This is a genomic window from Arthrobacter sp. MYb229, from assembly GCF_002975405.1.
Classification (GTDB): Bacteria; Actinomycetota; Actinomycetes; order Actinomycetales; family Micrococcaceae; genus Glutamicibacter.
This window is the reverse complement of the sequence record NZ_PCPS01000002.1, coordinates 162276-177789: the sequence shown is the minus strand read 5'-3', so window position 1 is coordinate 177789 and position 15514 is coordinate 162276. Positions and strand designations below refer to the sequence as shown.

Annotated in this window: 18 protein-coding genes; 6 read left to right on the top strand and 12 right to left on the bottom strand. The window is 59.1% G+C overall.

Annotation, left to right across the window (positions count from 1 at the left end; all coding sequences use genetic code 11):
- Window positions 1–646: 646 nt before the first annotated feature.
- The 4 genes from CQ019_RS07370 to uraD all read right to left on the bottom strand — a co-directional run bounded on the left by CQ019_RS07370 (window position 647) and on the right by uraD (window position 4067).
- On the bottom strand, window positions 647–2182 hold the full coding sequence (locus CQ019_RS07370; protein ID WP_181148322.1) for a nucleobase:cation symporter-2 family protein: 1536 nt from the start codon (window positions 2180–2182) through the stop codon (window positions 647–649).
- 77 nt (window positions 2183–2259) lie between these two features.
- Window positions 2260–3183, bottom strand: a complete 924-nt coding sequence (gene pucL / locus CQ019_RS07365; RefSeq protein WP_105569345.1) for a factor-independent urate hydroxylase — start codon at window positions 3181–3183, stop codon at window positions 2260–2262.
- A gap of 4 nt (window positions 3184–3187) precedes the next feature.
- Window positions 3188–3544 carry a hydroxyisourate hydrolase gene (gene uraH / locus CQ019_RS07360; RefSeq protein ID WP_105569344.1) on the bottom strand — a complete coding sequence of 119 codons (357 nt, stop codon included), beginning with the start codon at window positions 3542–3544 and terminating at the stop codon, window positions 3188–3190.
- A gap of 28 nt (window positions 3545–3572) precedes the next feature.
- Window positions 3573–4067: a 2-oxo-4-hydroxy-4-carboxy-5-ureidoimidazoline decarboxylase gene (gene uraD, locus CQ019_RS07355; protein WP_105554013.1), complete on the bottom strand. Its 495-nt coding sequence runs from the start codon at window positions 4065–4067 to the stop codon at window positions 3573–3575.
- Between the two features lie 318 nt (window positions 4068–4385).
- On the opposite strand from uraD, the gene CQ019_RS07350 reads away from it, so the two are divergent.
- The gene (locus CQ019_RS07350) at window positions 4386–4571 is read left to right on the top strand and encodes a hypothetical protein (RefSeq protein ID WP_096282807.1); all 186 of its coding nucleotides are present in this window, start codon (window positions 4386–4388) and stop codon (window positions 4569–4571) included.
- Between the two features lie 224 nt (window positions 4572–4795).
- Here CQ019_RS07350 and CQ019_RS07345 read toward each other — a convergent pair whose 3' ends face one another.
- Complete coding sequence (locus CQ019_RS07345; protein WP_105554014.1) at window positions 4796–5797, bottom strand: AEC family transporter; 1002 nt, start codon at window positions 5795–5797, stop codon at window positions 4796–4798.
- A gap of 168 nt (window positions 5798–5965) precedes the next feature.
- Here CQ019_RS07345 and CQ019_RS07340 point away from each other — a divergent pair, with 168 nt between their 5' ends.
- Both CQ019_RS07340 and CQ019_RS07335 read left to right on the top strand, forming a co-directional pair.
- Complete coding sequence (locus CQ019_RS07340; protein ID WP_105554015.1) at window positions 5966–6721, top strand: SDR family oxidoreductase; 756 nt, start codon at window positions 5966–5968, stop codon at window positions 6719–6721.
- A gap of 78 nt (window positions 6722–6799) precedes the next feature.
- A complete protein-coding gene (locus tag CQ019_RS07335; protein WP_105554016.1) occupies window positions 6800–7198 on the top strand; it encodes a hypothetical protein in 399 nt (132 codons plus the stop codon).
- On the opposite strand, the gene CQ019_RS07330 is transcribed toward CQ019_RS07335, so the two are convergent.
- The 3 genes from CQ019_RS07330 to CQ019_RS07320 all read right to left on the bottom strand — a co-directional run bounded on the left by CQ019_RS07330 (window position 7195) and on the right by CQ019_RS07320 (window position 8493).
- Window positions 7195–7644, bottom strand: coding sequence for an SRPBCC domain-containing protein (locus CQ019_RS07330; protein ID WP_105554017.1), 450 nt, complete (start codon window positions 7642–7644; stop codon window positions 7195–7197). The genes CQ019_RS07335 and CQ019_RS07330 overlap by 4 nt on opposite strands.
- Before the next feature lie 42 nt (window positions 7645–7686).
- Window positions 7687–7941 carry a hypothetical protein gene (locus CQ019_RS07325; RefSeq protein WP_105569343.1) on the bottom strand — a complete coding sequence of 85 codons (255 nt, stop codon included), beginning with the start codon at window positions 7939–7941 and terminating at the stop codon, window positions 7687–7689.
- A 90-nt stretch (window positions 7942–8031) separates the two neighbouring features.
- Window positions 8032–8493 carry a MarR family winged helix-turn-helix transcriptional regulator gene (locus CQ019_RS07320; protein WP_105554018.1) on the bottom strand — a complete coding sequence of 154 codons (462 nt, stop codon included), beginning with the start codon at window positions 8491–8493 and terminating at the stop codon, window positions 8032–8034.
- A gap of 138 nt (window positions 8494–8631) precedes the next feature.
- Between CQ019_RS07320 and CQ019_RS07315 the strand changes: the two genes are divergently transcribed.
- From CQ019_RS07315 to CQ019_RS07305, 3 genes are read left to right on the top strand one after another with little or no spacing between them, the layout of a single operon-like run.
- Window positions 8632–9663 carry a tellurite resistance/C4-dicarboxylate transporter family protein gene (locus CQ019_RS07315; protein ID WP_105569342.1) on the top strand — a complete coding sequence of 344 codons (1032 nt, stop codon included), beginning with the start codon at window positions 8632–8634 and terminating at the stop codon, window positions 9661–9663.
- 9 nt (window positions 9664–9672) lie between these two features.
- A complete protein-coding gene (locus tag CQ019_RS07310) occupies window positions 9673–10674 on the top strand; it encodes a pirin family protein (RefSeq protein WP_096282823.1) in 1002 nt (333 codons plus the stop codon).
- Window positions 10675–10688: 14 nt separating this feature from the next.
- Window positions 10689–11021 carry a GNAT family N-acetyltransferase gene (locus CQ019_RS07305; protein WP_096282825.1) on the top strand — a complete coding sequence of 111 codons (333 nt, stop codon included), beginning with the start codon at window positions 10689–10691 and terminating at the stop codon, window positions 11019–11021.
- On the opposite strand, the gene CQ019_RS07300 is transcribed toward CQ019_RS07305, so the two are convergent.
- The 4 genes from CQ019_RS07300 to CQ019_RS07285 form a co-directional block, all read right to left on the bottom strand.
- Entirely contained in the window at window positions 11018–11206 is a 189-nt protein-coding gene (locus tag CQ019_RS07300; protein ID WP_096282827.1) for a DNA-binding protein, read from the bottom strand. The two genes, CQ019_RS07305 and CQ019_RS07300, sit on opposite strands and share 4 nt — an antisense overlap.
- Before the next feature lie 9 nt (window positions 11207–11215).
- Window positions 11216–12604, bottom strand: coding sequence for an MFS transporter (locus tag CQ019_RS07295; protein ID WP_105554020.1), 1389 nt, complete (start codon window positions 12602–12604; stop codon window positions 11216–11218).
- Window positions 12605–12957: 353 nt separating this feature from the next.
- Window positions 12958–14313, bottom strand: a complete 1356-nt coding sequence (dnaB, locus tag CQ019_RS07290) for a replicative DNA helicase (protein WP_096282830.1) — start codon at window positions 14311–14313, stop codon at window positions 12958–12960.
- A 654-nt stretch (window positions 14314–14967) separates the two neighbouring features.
- Window positions 14968–15468 carry a flavin reductase family protein gene (locus tag CQ019_RS07285; protein ID WP_105554021.1) on the bottom strand — a complete coding sequence of 167 codons (501 nt, stop codon included), beginning with the start codon at window positions 15466–15468 and terminating at the stop codon, window positions 14968–14970.
- Window positions 15469–15514: the final 46 nt, after the last annotated feature.

Sequence of the window (15514 nt, the reverse complement as noted above, 5' to 3'; positions counted from 1 at the left end):
AGGACTGTTCACGCGCGGGCGCGACCTTCCACGCGTTGCCCACCATCTGGCATCCCTGCGAATTCAGGACTCATGCAGGCTATTTACCGCCAGCTACGATTCTTTTCGACCCGCCCCCGCCAAGCGGGCTGCTCCCGAACGATTCAGGGTCTAAATTCCGGGTTAAATGATTGGCTACAAGGTAGCATCCGCTCGCGAGATGTCGCAGTCCGGGAAGACACCCAACGGCTATGGGCTGAATTGGGGTTTGTACCATTTCCGAGATTTCCCTCGCTTGCCATGCCGACTGCTCATAGTGCGGAAAACGTCGAGCGGAACGTGGCCGCACCAGGTTCGAATTCGTGCAGCATGCACCGGAAGGATCCGTCCCAGGGCCTTCACAGGAAATCGGTTCACTGCGCCCATCGACCAAGGGATTCAATGCATTGCTTGTTTCCATGGGAACGCCCGAATTCAATGCCCTCGGGGTCCGCTGGTAGTCCATCTTCGCTGCCGCGGGCATCATCGCCCGCGCAAGTGCGGCCGGAGAATAGTTGGAGCACAAATGAAAGTGCTCGCAAACCGGGGTTTGCGAGCACTATCCGCTGATGGTTATTTCTCGTCATCGAGCACTTCGTCGACGCTGGGGGCAGGTTCAGCCGTTTCCTCAGTGTTCCGCGGTTTTGGCAACTCTGGGTACAGGCATCTCGATGGCCCCCGTCTGGATCTGCTCGAATTCTTCCGGCGTGACCACGGGGATCTCGTAACCCTCTTTGTCGATGAGCTTTCCACCTTCATAGTGGTCGCCCTCTATCAGCCCGCAGATTTCTTCGCGCTTCACCATGCGCGGCGGGGCGGCGGAGAACACCGAAGAGTTCTTCGAGTTCCCGAATTTCAGTTCGTTGAATAGCAAGTTCAACAGCACCGCCATGATCGCGGCCGAAGAGATCCCCGAGTGGAAGATGGTTTCGAACCAGGTTGGGAAATTCGCATAGAAGTCCGGCTTGACGATCGGGACGCAGCCAAAGGAGATCGATGCGGCCACGATGACTAGGTTCATCCCGTCATATTTGATCTTGGACAGGGTTCGAATTCCGGAGGCGGCTACGGTGCCGAAGAGCACGATTCCGGCACCGCCGAGCACCGGGGTAGGAATCGCGGCGACCACACGCCCCAGGATCGGCAGCAGGCCGAGCACCACCAGAATGCCGCCACCGGCCGCGACCACGAAGCGGCTGGTGATCCCGGTGATGGCCACCAAACCGACGTTCTGCGCGAAGGCCGACTGCGTGAAGGTGTTGAACAGCGGAGCCACGGCCGAGGAGGCCATATCGGCACGCAGCCCGTCGGCAATGCGCTTTGAATCCACCCGGGATCCGGCGATCTCACCGACTGCCAGAATATCGGCGGTGGTTTCGGTCAGGATAACCAGGACCACGATGGTCATGGAAATGATTCCGCCCAGCTCAAAGACCGGCATGCCAAAGGCCAGCGGCTGCGGGAAGGCGAAGACCGAGCCGGTACCGACCGCGGAGAAATCTGCCATCCCGAGCAGGGCCGCGGCCACGGTGCCGAAGACGATAGCCAAAAGGATCGACATCCGCGAAATTGCGGCGTTGCCGACCTTGGAAAGCAGCAGCACGGCGAGCAGCGTACCGGCGGCGAGCCCGATGTTCGGCAAGGAACCGTAATCGGGAGCCTCGGCGCTTCCTCCCATGGCCCAGTTCGCCGCGACCGGAGTCAGCGAGATGCCGATCATCGTAATGACCACCCCGGTGACCACCGGCGGGAAGTACCTAATCACCCGCGCGAAGAACGGCGCGATGAGGAACCCGATGAGCGCGGCAACGAGAACCGCGCCGAAGACCGCCTGGATGCCTCCTCCCCCGTTGACGATGGCAACCATCGTGGCGACCGAGGCAAAGGAGGTTCCCTGGACCAGCGGCAGCTGAGCTCCGAAGAAGGGAATTCCTACAGTCTGCAAGATAGTTGCCAGCCCGCCAATGAACAGGCAGCTGGCCACGAGCAATCCGACTTCTTCGCTGCTCAGCCCCGCCGCACCGCCGATGATCAAGGGCGGGGCGATGATTCCCCCGTACATGGTCAGGACATGCTGAAGCCCGTAGGCCAGTGACTTGCCAAATGGTAATTTAGCGTCCTCTGGCCGTAGTGCTTTGATAGATTCATCAGGTGTAGCGCTCAAGGCTGACCTCCTACGTCAGTCGCTGCCATAAAGGGTGTGCCGGTGTGTCCGCACCGGCACACCCTTTTCACATCGGGTTAGATAAATGCAGGGATATTGGCCCACACCGGATGGTTGACCTCGGTTCCCTCGCGGGAGAGGGTAGCTTCGATCAGTCCATAGGGCCGATCTGCGGCAAAGAACACTTCATTTGGGTTGTCCTGGCCGAAGACTTCCAGGTCCACCCGGAAGTGGTGCTTGTTCGGCAGGGACATCTTGATCTCTGCAATTTCCGGATGCGCCTCAAGAACCGCTTGGCCCATGTTGTACATGCTCTGCTGCAGCGCGTACGAGTGGGTCTGCGCAAACTGGGTGAGCATCAGCGAACGCACCGAGCTGTATACGGCGTCGTAGTCGATGCCGGCCGCCACGGCCTCCGGGTTATAGCGCCAGCGGGCGGTGACATCGGTGGCCAGGATGCGGTCGGTGGTTTCCTTCAGCGTCGTGTACCGATCAACCGGGAATCCGTGGAACTCGCTGCCCGTGGACTTCAGGACGGTGAGGCCTTCCAGCCCCGCGACGATGCTCTTTTCTCCGTCGGACCCGATTTCCAGGACGGCCGTGCGAATTTCGGACTTGTTCTGCGAGAAGGCGTGGTCGTGGTCGTTGATGCGGTCCCAGAAGAACTGCTGCGCCGCCCATCGGCCACCGGTGATCCAGTCGAATTCGCCGGTGAAATGATTTCCCAGCTGAACTAGGAAGTCTTCGATGGCGCCCACGCCGTTGCGGGCCAATCCGTAGACGGTGTTCTTCTGGGTGTCGGTGGGTACGACTCGGGCGTTGTCTCCGTCGATGTGGGCGGCAGTGAAGTCGCCGTGCAGCTGGCTGGTGACGTTCAGATCCTGGATCTGGTGGCGATCGGTGTCGCGGGTGATTTTTACCAGGCGGACCTCGGCCTTGCCATACTGGTTGGATCCAAGCACGATCTTGGTTCCTGCTGGGGCATTGATTTCGGTAGTCATGGTTCTAACTTCCTCGGTACGTGGAATATGCAAACGGGCTGATAAGAAGAGGTACGTGGTAATGCTGGTCGACGTCATTGACGTAAAAGTCGATGCTTACCGCGGGGAAGAAGCTTTCCGTTCCCTGCTTCCCGAAGTAGTCGCCGGTTTCGAAGGAAATCCGGTAGCGTCCTGCTTCAACCTGAGCCGGCCCCAGAGTCTTGATGCGGCCGTCCGCATCGGTGAGTCCGGATCCGATTTCTTGCCAGCCGGATGCCCTGTTGGCTTCCAGCGTGGCCTTGACACCGGAGGCAGGCCTCCCGGTCCCGGTGTCGAGAATGTGGGTGGTGATGTGACTGCGTGCTGCGGTCGATTCATCCATGAAGTACTCCTTAGCTCAAGGGTTGGCTTTAGCCGCTGACCGCGCTGGACATGCGGAGCAGCGCAATCGCACGCAACTGCTCGGCTACTTCGCGCAATTCGGTGTCCTCGTCATTGCCGAGGCGGCGTTCGCATTCGGCGAGGATTTCATTGCTGCTCCGCCCCGCGGCACGGATGAGGAAAACCCTGTTGAAGCGGGCTTCATAGCGGCGGTTGGCTTCGGCCAGACGGGAGGTGACATCGTCATCGAGCCGCAGGCTTGCTTGCTCGCCCCGGGAGAGCGAAGCTTCGGCGGAATCTCCCTGAGCCCGCTCGCCGATGCGGGGGTGATGCGCCAGCGCCGCAGCGATTTCTGACTCGCCAAAGGGCGCGGCACTGCGTTGGGCTGCGGCCGTTAGCGCAGCACTGTCTGCATAGGGGCGTGCGGCCACAAGCTCGTTGATCCAACGCTCCACATCGAGGCATGGCCGCAAGACGGCGGCAGCGTCTGCCTCGGGTAAGTTGTTAAAAACATGCAGGTCCATCGGGTGATCAGCTCTTTTCTTACACCACGATCCGATGGCTGAACACCCTTACCACCGATGGTTCTATCGGCTTCGACTCGATGTTTTTGGATCGTGGAATCTTCGTTCCACTACTGTAAGCCAACTCACACTACCTCCGTCAAGTGGTTTTCGAGGGAAATTTTTTGAAGTGTGATTTATTGTCGGAAATTTCGGTCGCAGGGAAGTTTTTAGGCCGAAACCCTTGCCAGGAGCCGCGCTCACCCGACATACTGTTTTCGTAGGACAAAAATAAACTTCCGCATTACGGAATCAACTTATCGCAAAAGGAGGGTCGCCATGACCGCCAACCAGTCGGCAAGCATCAACTACTCACCTAAGGAAGCGCGGGTCCTCTCGGCGACCGCGGCGCTCCAGACGGGCATGTTCCAGCCAATCGAGAATCTGGACCCTGACATGTCCCCGCGGGCACGCATCAACACTTCGGCACCGAGCTTCCTGGACCGCCTGCTGCGCAGAAACTAGTTCGCCGACCCCTAGGGGTGCAAAACTTCATAAAGGCCATGTTCCGGAGGCGCCGAGCATGGCCTTTATGTTCTTAAATGGCCCACGTCAAACGGACGTGGGGCTCAAGGGAGGCATCGAAAGATCATTGCGCTGCGTGCTTGGCGTGCTTGGCACCGGGATCGTTCCACGAACCCGCTTCGGCGCGAGCTTCAACCATGAAGAGAAGTGCTGCCCGCGAGGATCTACTTGAGCACCAGCTGCGCCAAGACCGGAAGCGCGATTACCGACAGGGCGCAGGTAATCACGATGGCCAGCGCCGTCGGCTCACCGTCACCGGTGTCATTGTGAGCCATGATGTAGGCCGTGGCGGAGGTCGGCATAGCTGCCATAAGCACCGCGGTGTTGAACCACATCGATTCGAGATCCGGCGCGAAAATCCAGAGCATCGAAACGGTCAGCAGAGGCAATGCCGCCAGCTTGCCAACCACCATGACCAGCATGGTTCGCTTGGCTCCACGCACCTTGGTATGCGCCGTCCCCGCCCGCCGGTCCAGGGTGCGCTGAACGGTGCGCCGCAAGGATAGACCGATTACGAACAAGGCTCCGGGGGCTGCCGCGGCGGCAATGAGGTCTACGGTGTCATCAAGCGGTTTTGGAATGGGGATCCCCCACATCACCACTGCTCCGCCAAACACCATGGCCCAGGTAACCGGGCTATAAAGCAGTGCATTGCGAACCGTCAACGCGATCCGGCGACCGCTGGGCTTATGCCTGTTTCCCGGGCCTGCCGGCATCATCAGCTGGGCCAAGATGGGAAAACCCACCATAAAAATAACGTTGTGGACCAGCTGCCCCATGCCTGCGGCGAGACCGGCTTGGCTGCCGAGCACCCCGAGAACTACCGGAATTCCCAGATAGGAGACGTTGCCAAAGCTGGTGCTGAGCATGCCAGCCAGGCTCCGCCCGCGCTCTACGCGCAACACATAGCGGAAAAGGACCCAACAGATGAGGGCGAATGCCAACGTCGAGACGATGCTGACCCACAGGAAATCGAACGGAACTCCCCGACTAACATCGGCCCGGGCAACCACCTTGTACAGCAATGCAGGCAGTGCCACGTAAAAGACAAAAACGTTCAGAGCCGGTTCCACGCTGGGCGGGAATTTCGGTGAATAACTGACCGCGTAGCCAATGAGCATCACGAAGAACAGCGGCAGGACACCGAACAGCACGTCGAGGAACACAAGACTCCTTCAAAGTTCATTTTTGAGTCTTTCCAAGCCTAGTTGTCCTTCCCGCGGCAACCTGCATCGGCTTCGCTGGACCTGCCGAACTTCAGGCATGCTCCGGCGGATTCACATACGCGGCTGCCATGGCACCTGCGACTAGGCTAGATGCCAAAAGGAGTTAATATGCCATCTGCAAACATGCCGACGTCCAGCATCCTGATCACCGGAGCCGGCTCCGGCATAGGTCGGGCCACCGCACGGCTGCTACTAGCCCAGGGCTGGAATGTGGTCTTGGCCGGACGCACCGAACAGACACTGCAGGAAGCAGCACAAGGCCACGGCAACGCTCTAGTGGTCCAAGCCGATGTCTCCTCCGCCGAAGAGGTTCGATGCCTATTTGCGAAGGCGACCGAGCATTTTGGTCGTCTCGATACGCTATTCAACAATGCCGGAACGTTCGGTCCCGCGGTCTCCATCGATGAGCTAAGCGCGGAGGACTGGGAGAAAGTCTGCCAGGTGAACCTGACCGGAGCGATGAATTGTGCCCGCGAAGCTTTTAAGCATATGAAGCTGCATGGCGGCGGAAGAATTATCAACAATGGATCAATTTCCGCTCAAGTGCCCCGACCACGGTCGGTGGCCTATGCAGTTACCAAGCACGCCATCACGGGGCTGACTAAGTCCATTGAACTCGATGGCCGCCCGTTTGGCATCTGCGCTTCACAGATCGACATCGGCAACACTGCTAGCGACATCATGGACGAACTCGGCACCTCGCAAGGAGCCTTGCAAGCCGACGGCTCGCGCAAGGTTGAGCCAACATTCGACCTGCAACAGGCAGCGCAAGCCGTAGCCTTCCTGGCTAACAGCCCACTCACCGTCTCGGTCAATCAGCTCACCATTACCGCTGCAGGGATGCCCTATATTGGCCGCGGTTAGTTCGCTTTGCGCGCGGAGTTCAGCTGGTGGCTATAGTGGGACGAACCGTTTAGAGTCCAAATTCAGGCAAGTGAGAAGATGAGCGCCGAACCGTCAGCAATGCAAGTGAGCTATCCGGAGAATTGCGGTAATGCCCCACGGCATCTGGTGATTCAGGAAGTGATCGTGGCGCTGCACGGGCGAGATCTGGATCATCTCAGGCTGTGGCTCACCGAGGACATTGAATGGGAAATAGTTGGCTTTGAAACGCTGCACGGGATCGAGGCGCTCTGTAGCTGGGTAATGATTTCAGGAGATACGAAATCACTCGAATTCAAAAGCGTGCTCACTCACGGTCGCGAAGGAAGCACCGATGGAAATATCACCAACGGTCAGGATATCTCCGCGGCTTTTAGCCATGTGCTGCGCTTTACCGGAGCAGCGAAAACCGCACGGATCAAGTCCGCGCGCAGCTATCTGGTGTCGAAGCCAATTTAGAAGTACTCGGCCAAGAACGATTCAAGCTTTGCAAACGCGGAATTCCAGGCCTTTTGGCTGCTCTCGATGACTTCATGTGGCAATGGGCCCTGCGTCAAGGTCACATAGGTCTGGCCGGCAAATTCCTTGAAGTCCAGCTTGGTGTGAATGACCAGATCCAGCGTCATCTCATGCGGACCATCGGCGCTGGCCAGGCATACCTGTTCGTCAAAGATCGTGACCACTGCCTTGAGCGGCACCTGAGCTTCCGGGTTATCGCTTTGTGCCATGGTCAGCTCATGGCGTCCCCCGACCTTCGGCTCGAGAATTACCGAGCCCTCCTGCACCGTCCAGCCATGCGGTCCCCACCACTGCGTAATAATCTCCGGTTCGACGAATGCGGCCCAGACCGCAGCACGAGGAGCGGCGAATTGCCGGGACAAGACAAGTTCATTCATTTCCTGCATACTCGGATTTTACCGTGCTCTCGGCGGGGAATCTAAAGCCGGCTATTTGGGGCGACGGGATTCCATGCGGCTAGCGGTATATACGGTTAGCTCATCGGCCTGAGTTCCGGCGGCCTCGTGGGCGCGCAGCACCATCATGGCGCGGTCCCATTTAATGCGTTCGCGTGGGCTGGTCATGATCGAGCGTTCGGCCGGGCCGAAAATACTCAACCCCAAATACTTCAGGCGCCATCGGGCACGATATCCAAGCCTCAAGCCGGTGGTGTCGCTGATGATGGGCAGTGGTGACTCGTCCATGGGGAAACCTCAATTTGTCAGGGCGCCGGAGCCAATTGCGTCCGTGACTTAAGCCTACTCCAATAGTTGGTGCACCAACTATATCCTTAATCACTCGGCGGGCGCCGCGATTCCCGCGTCCACCACATCGCCCAGAATCTTGCACAATTCAACGACTTTTTGCTCGCTTAAGTTCAGCCGACTCAGCATCTCATGGGGAATATCCAACGCCTGCTCACGCAGCATTTCACCCTTCTGCGTAGTCTCAATCAAGATCGCGCGTTCATCGCGCGGATTCTTTCTGCGCTCGAGCAATCCGGCTTTTTCAAGGCGCTTGACCAGCGGGGAGAGCGTCCCGGGATCCAGATGCAGCTTTTCGCTGAGCTCCCGCGCACCGATTGGAGCAGATTCCCACAGGGCCAGCATCACCAGGTATTGCGGGTGGGTCAGCCCCAATGGGTCGAGCACCGGCTTATAAGCTGAAATCACCGATCGTGAGGCGACGGCCAGTCCAAAACACAACTGCCGCTCAAGCTTGAGCAGATCATCACGACGAAGATTGGAGCTGTCCACGATGTTTTGTTCTCCTTGGGGTTCATGCCGGTACCGACACTAAGATCGTACGCCAGCATCCTGAGTCGGGGCTTGGCGGCAGAGCGCCACAGGCGTTAGCCTCAACATCTCGGCAAAGAAGACTTCAAGGAGACCTAGGTGAACCCAGAACTGCGTGCTAGCCGCTCACGATTCACCCGATGGGTAGCCACCCTTGCCCCGTCGGTATTCTCCAGCGTGATGGCCACCGGCATCGTAGGCATGGGTCTGCTGCTTTCCGGGTTCTCCGCCCTCGGCCAGGCTTTCTGCATCCTGGCCGGTATCATGTTCCTCGGACTACTCACGGTGCTGGTCCTGCGCGTCGTGCGCTATCCGACGGCGGTGCAAATTGATGCGCTGAACCCGGCCCTTGGTTTTGGGTTCTTCACCGTGGTCGCAGCCTCGAATGTCCTAGCCCTCGCACTGGCGGTTTTGAAGCTCCCGGGCGCCGCACTGACCGCGCTGATATTCGGGACGCTCATTTGGCTGATCACCACCTACGCGATTCCCGCCGGGCTGGTGCTGCATGAACGTCCGGAACCGGCACTGACCCACGCAAATGGGTCGTGGTTCCTCTGGGTGGTGGCCACCCAATCCGTTGCCGGCGGATTAGCGCATCATACGAGCTTCGGCGCCTGGGCCGCCATGCTTGCCTTAGCTATCTGGTTGCTAGGCTGCGCGCTCTATCTGCTGACCGCTACCCTCGTGACGGTGCGCATGATCCGCTATCCGAACCGCGCCGAGACGCTTTCACCGACGTATTGGATCTTCATGGGGTCCACCGCGATCAGCGTATTGACCGGTTCGCAACTACTCGGCTTGGCAAACCGCGGTGAGATTCCGAACTGGCTGCAAGCAAATATCGCCTTTACCACCTTGGCGTTGCTCGCCATAGGGTTATGGTTCATCCCCCTGCTGCTGGTCTTCGGAATCTGGCGGCACATCATCCACCGCCACCCGCTGAGCTATGAAACGGGCCTTTGGGCGATTGTCTTCCCGCTGGGCATGCTCGCCACCGCATGCCTTTCCCTGGGATCAATACCGGATTTCTCGGCTCTCTTTACGCTGGGGCAGATAGTGATTTGGGTGGCCGTGGCCAGCTGGGCGGGAACCATCGCCCTATGGGTGGCACGAATCAGGCATCCTGCCTAGTCTTAGGTTATGAGCAACCTTGAACAGGCACCGGCGGAAATCGACTGCAGCAACCTCGATGCACGCTCAGAGGTTCAGGCGCTGGAGCCCCGCCCAGTCCCCCTCGGTGGCCCGCGAGCCATGACGGTCTCCCGGACTCTTCCGCAGAAACAGCGCAGCCTGATCGGCGCGTGGTGCTTCCTCGACCACTACGGACCGGACGACGTAGCGCTCACCGGCGGGATGAACGTTCCACGGCATCCGCACACCGGACTGCAGACCGTCTCCTGGCTCTTCTCCGGCGAAATCGAACACATCGACTCGGCCGGGCATAAGGCCAAAGTGCGCCCCGGTGAATTGAACCTCATGACCGCTGGATACGGAATCACGCATTCCGAAATGCTCTGCGAAGAAACCACGATCTTGCACGGAGCCCAGCTATGGACCGCCCTGCCTGACCGGGTGCGCAATATGGAACCAACCTTCGAAAATTACCGTCCCGAACCGATATACGGCCAAGGATGGATGCTCAACGTTTTCCTCGGCACTCTCGCGATTGGCGAGCAGAGCCTCACCTCCCCGGTGAAGACGCATACCGAACTCAGCGGGGCCGAACTGCACCTCGACCCGCATACCGAGGTCGAAATCGTGGTCCCCGCACATCACGAACACGGTGTACTCGTTGATCAGGGCCGCCCGACGGTCAACGGCAAACCACTTGAGCACCGCGAACTGGGCTTCGTCCGGGCCGGATGCACCACGCTGCGCATCACTGCCGGCGAGCAGCCGGTCCGCGCTTTGCTGATCGGCGGAGAGCCGCTGAAAGAGGAGATCCTCATGTGGTGGAACTTCGTGGGACGCAGCCATGAAGAAGTCCTCGCATTCCGCGCGCAGTACCAAGCGGAAATCGGCGCCGAACCAGGAGACAGCTCGGAGGACCGCTTTGGCCCATTTCCGGAAAACACTCCCGCGCCATTGCCGGCGCCGGCGCTACCTACCGTCCGACTACGTACACGAGTTAACCCCTCCTAGAAAGCGGCCACCAAATGAGCGAAATCACCCCTGTTTTCCTGCCCGAACGTCGGCGATATGCACTGGACGATGATGGAAAGGTCATTGGCGCAACCCACTTTCGAGAATTCACCGGTTCCGCTGGCACCGAGCGGATCTTTTTCCACACGACCGTGGACGAAGAATACGGCGGACAAGGACTGGCCAGTGTGCTGGTGAAATTCGCGTTGGACAACACCATCGCCGGTGGAGCCAAGATCGTGGCAGTTTGCCCGTACGTCAAGGCCTATGTCGCTAAGCACGCCGAATACCAGCCACACCTCGTCGCGACGACCCCAGAGCACCTGAAAGTCCTGCCACGCGCCTAGCTGCGCAGCTCAAGACCCTGCTTGTCCAGGGCTTCACGGAGGATGCGCAGCGCTTTTGGTCCGACGCCATGCAACCGAAGCAGCGCTTTCTCGCCGGTTTCGCCCGCTTGTTCGAGGCTCGTGATACCAGCGCTTAGCAGCGCCCTGGTGGCCGGTGCGCCGATGGCTGGGAGCTCAGTTTCCATACGCCTGGGCTACTTAGGGCCAGCCGCCGCCGGGGATTCGATCCGCGGCGTAACGACCAGCAGTACGATGATCAGGAACAACGAGAAGGCAAAGACCGCGGCGAAGCCCAGCCCCACTGCCACCGTGGCGAAGATGACCCCGCCAAGCGCGGTCACTCCCGCGTTGCCCAGCGCATCCGCCATGGTCATCGCCGAGGAGTTGAACCCTTGTTCCTGCTTGCCGGAGAGGGCCAGCATATTCACGTTTTGGCGTGGGAAGATCATTCCCATTCCAAATCCGCCTATCGCCCAACCAACCACGATGATGGCCACCGACGGGTGGAACAACGCGGCATAAAGCGCGGTGGAGATGGCGAACGCCCCGGCCAGGGCGCCGATTCCGATGCATGCGGAATTGCTTAAACGTTCACCGGCTTTCCCCTGCAGCCACGAGCCCAGGGCCCAGGACAATGCGGAGGCGGTGAGCACCAGACCCGCGCGGTCCGGAGGCAGAAAATAGTCTTCGCGCAGCAAATACGGCAGGTAGACCTCTGTGCCGAAAAATGCTCCAGCCACCAGCGATCGGGTCAGCACCGTGGCTGGCATTCCACGCCGGGCGCTGAAGGTCCCTACGGGCAGCAGCGGCCGGATCGCCAACAGGGCGAGCGCCAACGCTGACAGCAGGGCGACGACGGAGGGCCACCCATTGTCCATGAGCCCAAGCAGGTTCATGGCGATCACCGAAGCCCCGGTGAACCCCGCGAGCAGTAGCCGCTTGATGGAGACCGGACCGAGGGTTGCATCGCGTGCAGAATCCATGCGATGCAGGGTCGGGATGACCGCCACGATCGCGAAGGCGATGAAGATCAGCACCCCAAGGAATACCCAACGCCAACCGAGGTATGTGGCGATCAGGCCCGCAATCCACGGTCCGAGCAACGCCGGGATCACCCCGGCGGCGGCGAAAAGTGCGAAAATTTTGCTGTGCAATTTTGCCGGATATGCCCGAGCGATCAGCACAAAGATTGCCACGGTCACGGCGCCGCCACCGATGCCTTGCAAAATTCTTCCGAGGATCAGCACCTGCATATCCGCCGCGGTGCCGCAGATAAGCAGGCCGCCGGCAAAAATAGCCACGGAAGCGTACAGCGGAATCTTCGGGCCTCTTCGGTCCGAAACCTCTCCCGCAGCAACCATGCCAAGCATCGCGCTGGCAATCGGTGCGGCAAAGGCCAGCGCGAAGTACTTCTGTCCATCGAGCAGCTCACTGACCAGCGGCATGATCGTGGAAACCGCCAACGCTTCGAAACCCACCAAGAAGACCAGGACGAACATGCCCAGGGTGGTCGCCAAATATTTGGCGGCATAGATCGACTCAACCGTTGCGGAATCTACCGCAGAGTCACGTGGTGATGGCATGCGGCCATTCTTTCATTGAACTTCTCGGACGCCGATTCGGCACCGATGGTTAGTGGATGCACCGCATGGCTTTGTAAGCTGAACCCATGCTTAACGAAGATACGCGTCGCCGACTGGTCAAGATCACCGCGCTCTGCCTAGCGCTGATGGTGGGAGCTACCGGGATACTCTCCAGCGGTGTCCTTGGCCTTTTCTAGGCAGCCAGCCCCACGCGCGGCGCGAATGGACGGCGCTTTCAGCACTATCATCGGCACGCAGCGATGCACGGAGAACGCAGCTGAACCAAGGGGCAGGGCCAAGAAATCTTGCGGATTCCTGGACCCTGCCCTGTGCCGTAGGCCTGCCTCGGCAGGCTAGCCGTCGTTCTGCATGTTGCTGAAGCGCGAATAGTGGCCCTGGAACGCCACGGTGATGGTCTTGGTGGGGCCGGCACGGTGCTTTGCGATGATCACGTCGGCTTCACCCGGACGGTTTTCCTTGTCGTAGACATCGTCACGGTGCAGCAGGATTACCATATCGGCGTCCTGCTCGATCGATCCCGATTCACGAAGGTCCGAGATCATTGGTTTCTTGTCGGTGCGCTGCTCGGAACCACGGTTCAGCTGCGAGAGGGCAACCAGCGGAACGTCGAGTTCCTTGGCCAGCAGCTTGAGGTTACGCGAGAACTCGGACACTTCCTGCTGGCGCGATTCCACGCGCTTGCCCGAGCTCATCAGCTGCAGGTAGTCGAGGATGATCATGCGCAGCTCGTTGCGCTGCTTCAGCCGTCGGCACTTGGCGCGGATTTCCATCATGGACATATTCGGCGAATCGTCGATGAACAGCGGAGCTTCGTTCAAGCGACCCATCGTGGTCGCAATCTTCGTCCATTGTGCGTCTTCCACCGAACCCTTGCGCAGATCCTGCAGCTGGATGGATGCTTCTGCCGAGAGCAGGCGCATCGCAATTTCGTTGCGGCCCATTTCCAGCGAGAAGAAGACGGTGGCCATGTTGTTCTTAATTGCCGCGGAACGGGCGAAGTCCAGGGCGAAGGTCGACTTACCCACTGCGGGGCGGGCGGCGATGATGATCATCTGACCACCCTTCAACCCCTGGGTCAGTTCGTCGAATTCGTAGAACCCGGTTGGCACGCCGGTAATTCCGTCGCCGGCGTTCGCCGCATTCTCGATCTCATCGACGGTTCCCTCGATGATGTCGCTCAGGCGCACGTAGTCTTCGCTGTTGCGGTTCTCGGCGACCTTGTACACCTCGGCCTGCGCCTCGTTGACGATCGCGTCAACCTCACCATCGGGCGAATAGCCCATCTGGACGATCCGGGTCCCGGCATCGACCAGGCGGCGCAATACGGCGCGTTCGCGCACGATTTCGGCGTAGTAGCCGGCGTTCGCGGCGGTGGGCACCTGCTGGATGAGGTTGTGCAGATAGGCGGCGCCACCCACGCGGGCGATCTCGCTGCGCTTGGTGAGCAGATCGGAGACCGTCACGGCATCGGCTGGTTCGCCTCGTCCGTAGAGATCGATGATTGCGTCAAAAATGGATTCATGGGCCGGGCGATAGAAATCTGTTCCGCGCAGCGCCTCGACCACGTCGGCGATCGCATCCTTCGACAGCATCATGCCGCCAAGAACCGACATTTCGGCAGGAATATCCTGTGGCGGGGTGCGACCCGCTTCCGAACCCTGACTCTCGTAGACCGGCTCCGCGCTCATAACTGACACTTCCATCCCCTATTGACCCTCTGGGAAATACCCTTGTGCCATGATGGCAACACTCAAGCATGTCACCGCCAACCGACGTTATCGTGTCGGCGGTACCTGTGGATATATCAGTCCCAAAGCCAACAGTAGGTCTCTTATCCATAGCCGCAAACTCTGTTATCCACAAGATCTGTGGATAATCCCCCTCTAGCTGTGGATGACCCTGTGTGCGACTTGGGGAGAAGCTTGTGGATTACCCCACTTAAGTTGCGCTAATGACTATCTGACTTGGAGTTTGTTGTTTGCACACCTGTGGATAGAAAGTTAATTTCTTTGTAGAGTCAACCTTCGCAAATGACGTTATCCACAGCATATCTCGCGGGATTCCGGTGTTTTCAACCCGCTTCATCGACTTATCAACGTACCATCCACAGAGGTGTGGATAGTTTTGTGGAAAGAATCTTCGTGAAGAACGCGGTAGTCACCGCTCCAAAAAGCTACTGAAACGTAACTTCGAGGCGAGTAATCCACAATTCGATGCAGAGCACCCCTCTGCGGTCATATGAACTTAACGCGCCCGCGCGGTCCAAGCTCGCCGGGCCAGTTAAACGACTGCGCGCCACTTGTCAGCGAAAATGACAGGTGGCGCGAAGCGAAGACAACTATTTAGACGAGTTCCGGGACTGGTAACGAGTGAAATCGTGAATCATGGAAAATCGACGGTGAATGCTCGGCGACCTTATGGCCATGGACCTGCAACAGGATGACCCAATGGTCTCCGGCCTCAACCTCACTGTAGATCGTCGTGTCGAGCCACAGCGTTGAGTCATGGATGAACAACGAGCCGTCGTCGCTGGTGTGGGTGTCCACACCGCGGAATCGATCTCCGCTCTTGGAAGCGATCTGCCTGCAGACCCCTTCATTGCGCTCGCTGAGCACCGAAACGCCGATTCGATTTGCGTCCCGCAGCTTCGGCCAAGTGTTCGAGGTTTTCTGCACGGCAAACATCACCAACGCCGGTTCCAAGGAAACCCCTACGGTGAATGAGGAGGCGACGATTCCCGTCTTTTCCCCGTTGACTTCGGCGCACAGAGTGGCAATTCCCGATGGGTGCTGGGCGAAAACCTTGCGCAGCGTCAGTGCGTCAAGTTCTTGATTCAAAGACATGCCTTGACTTCCTTTGCTTCATGCCCACCGGTACGGCGACGGTCGG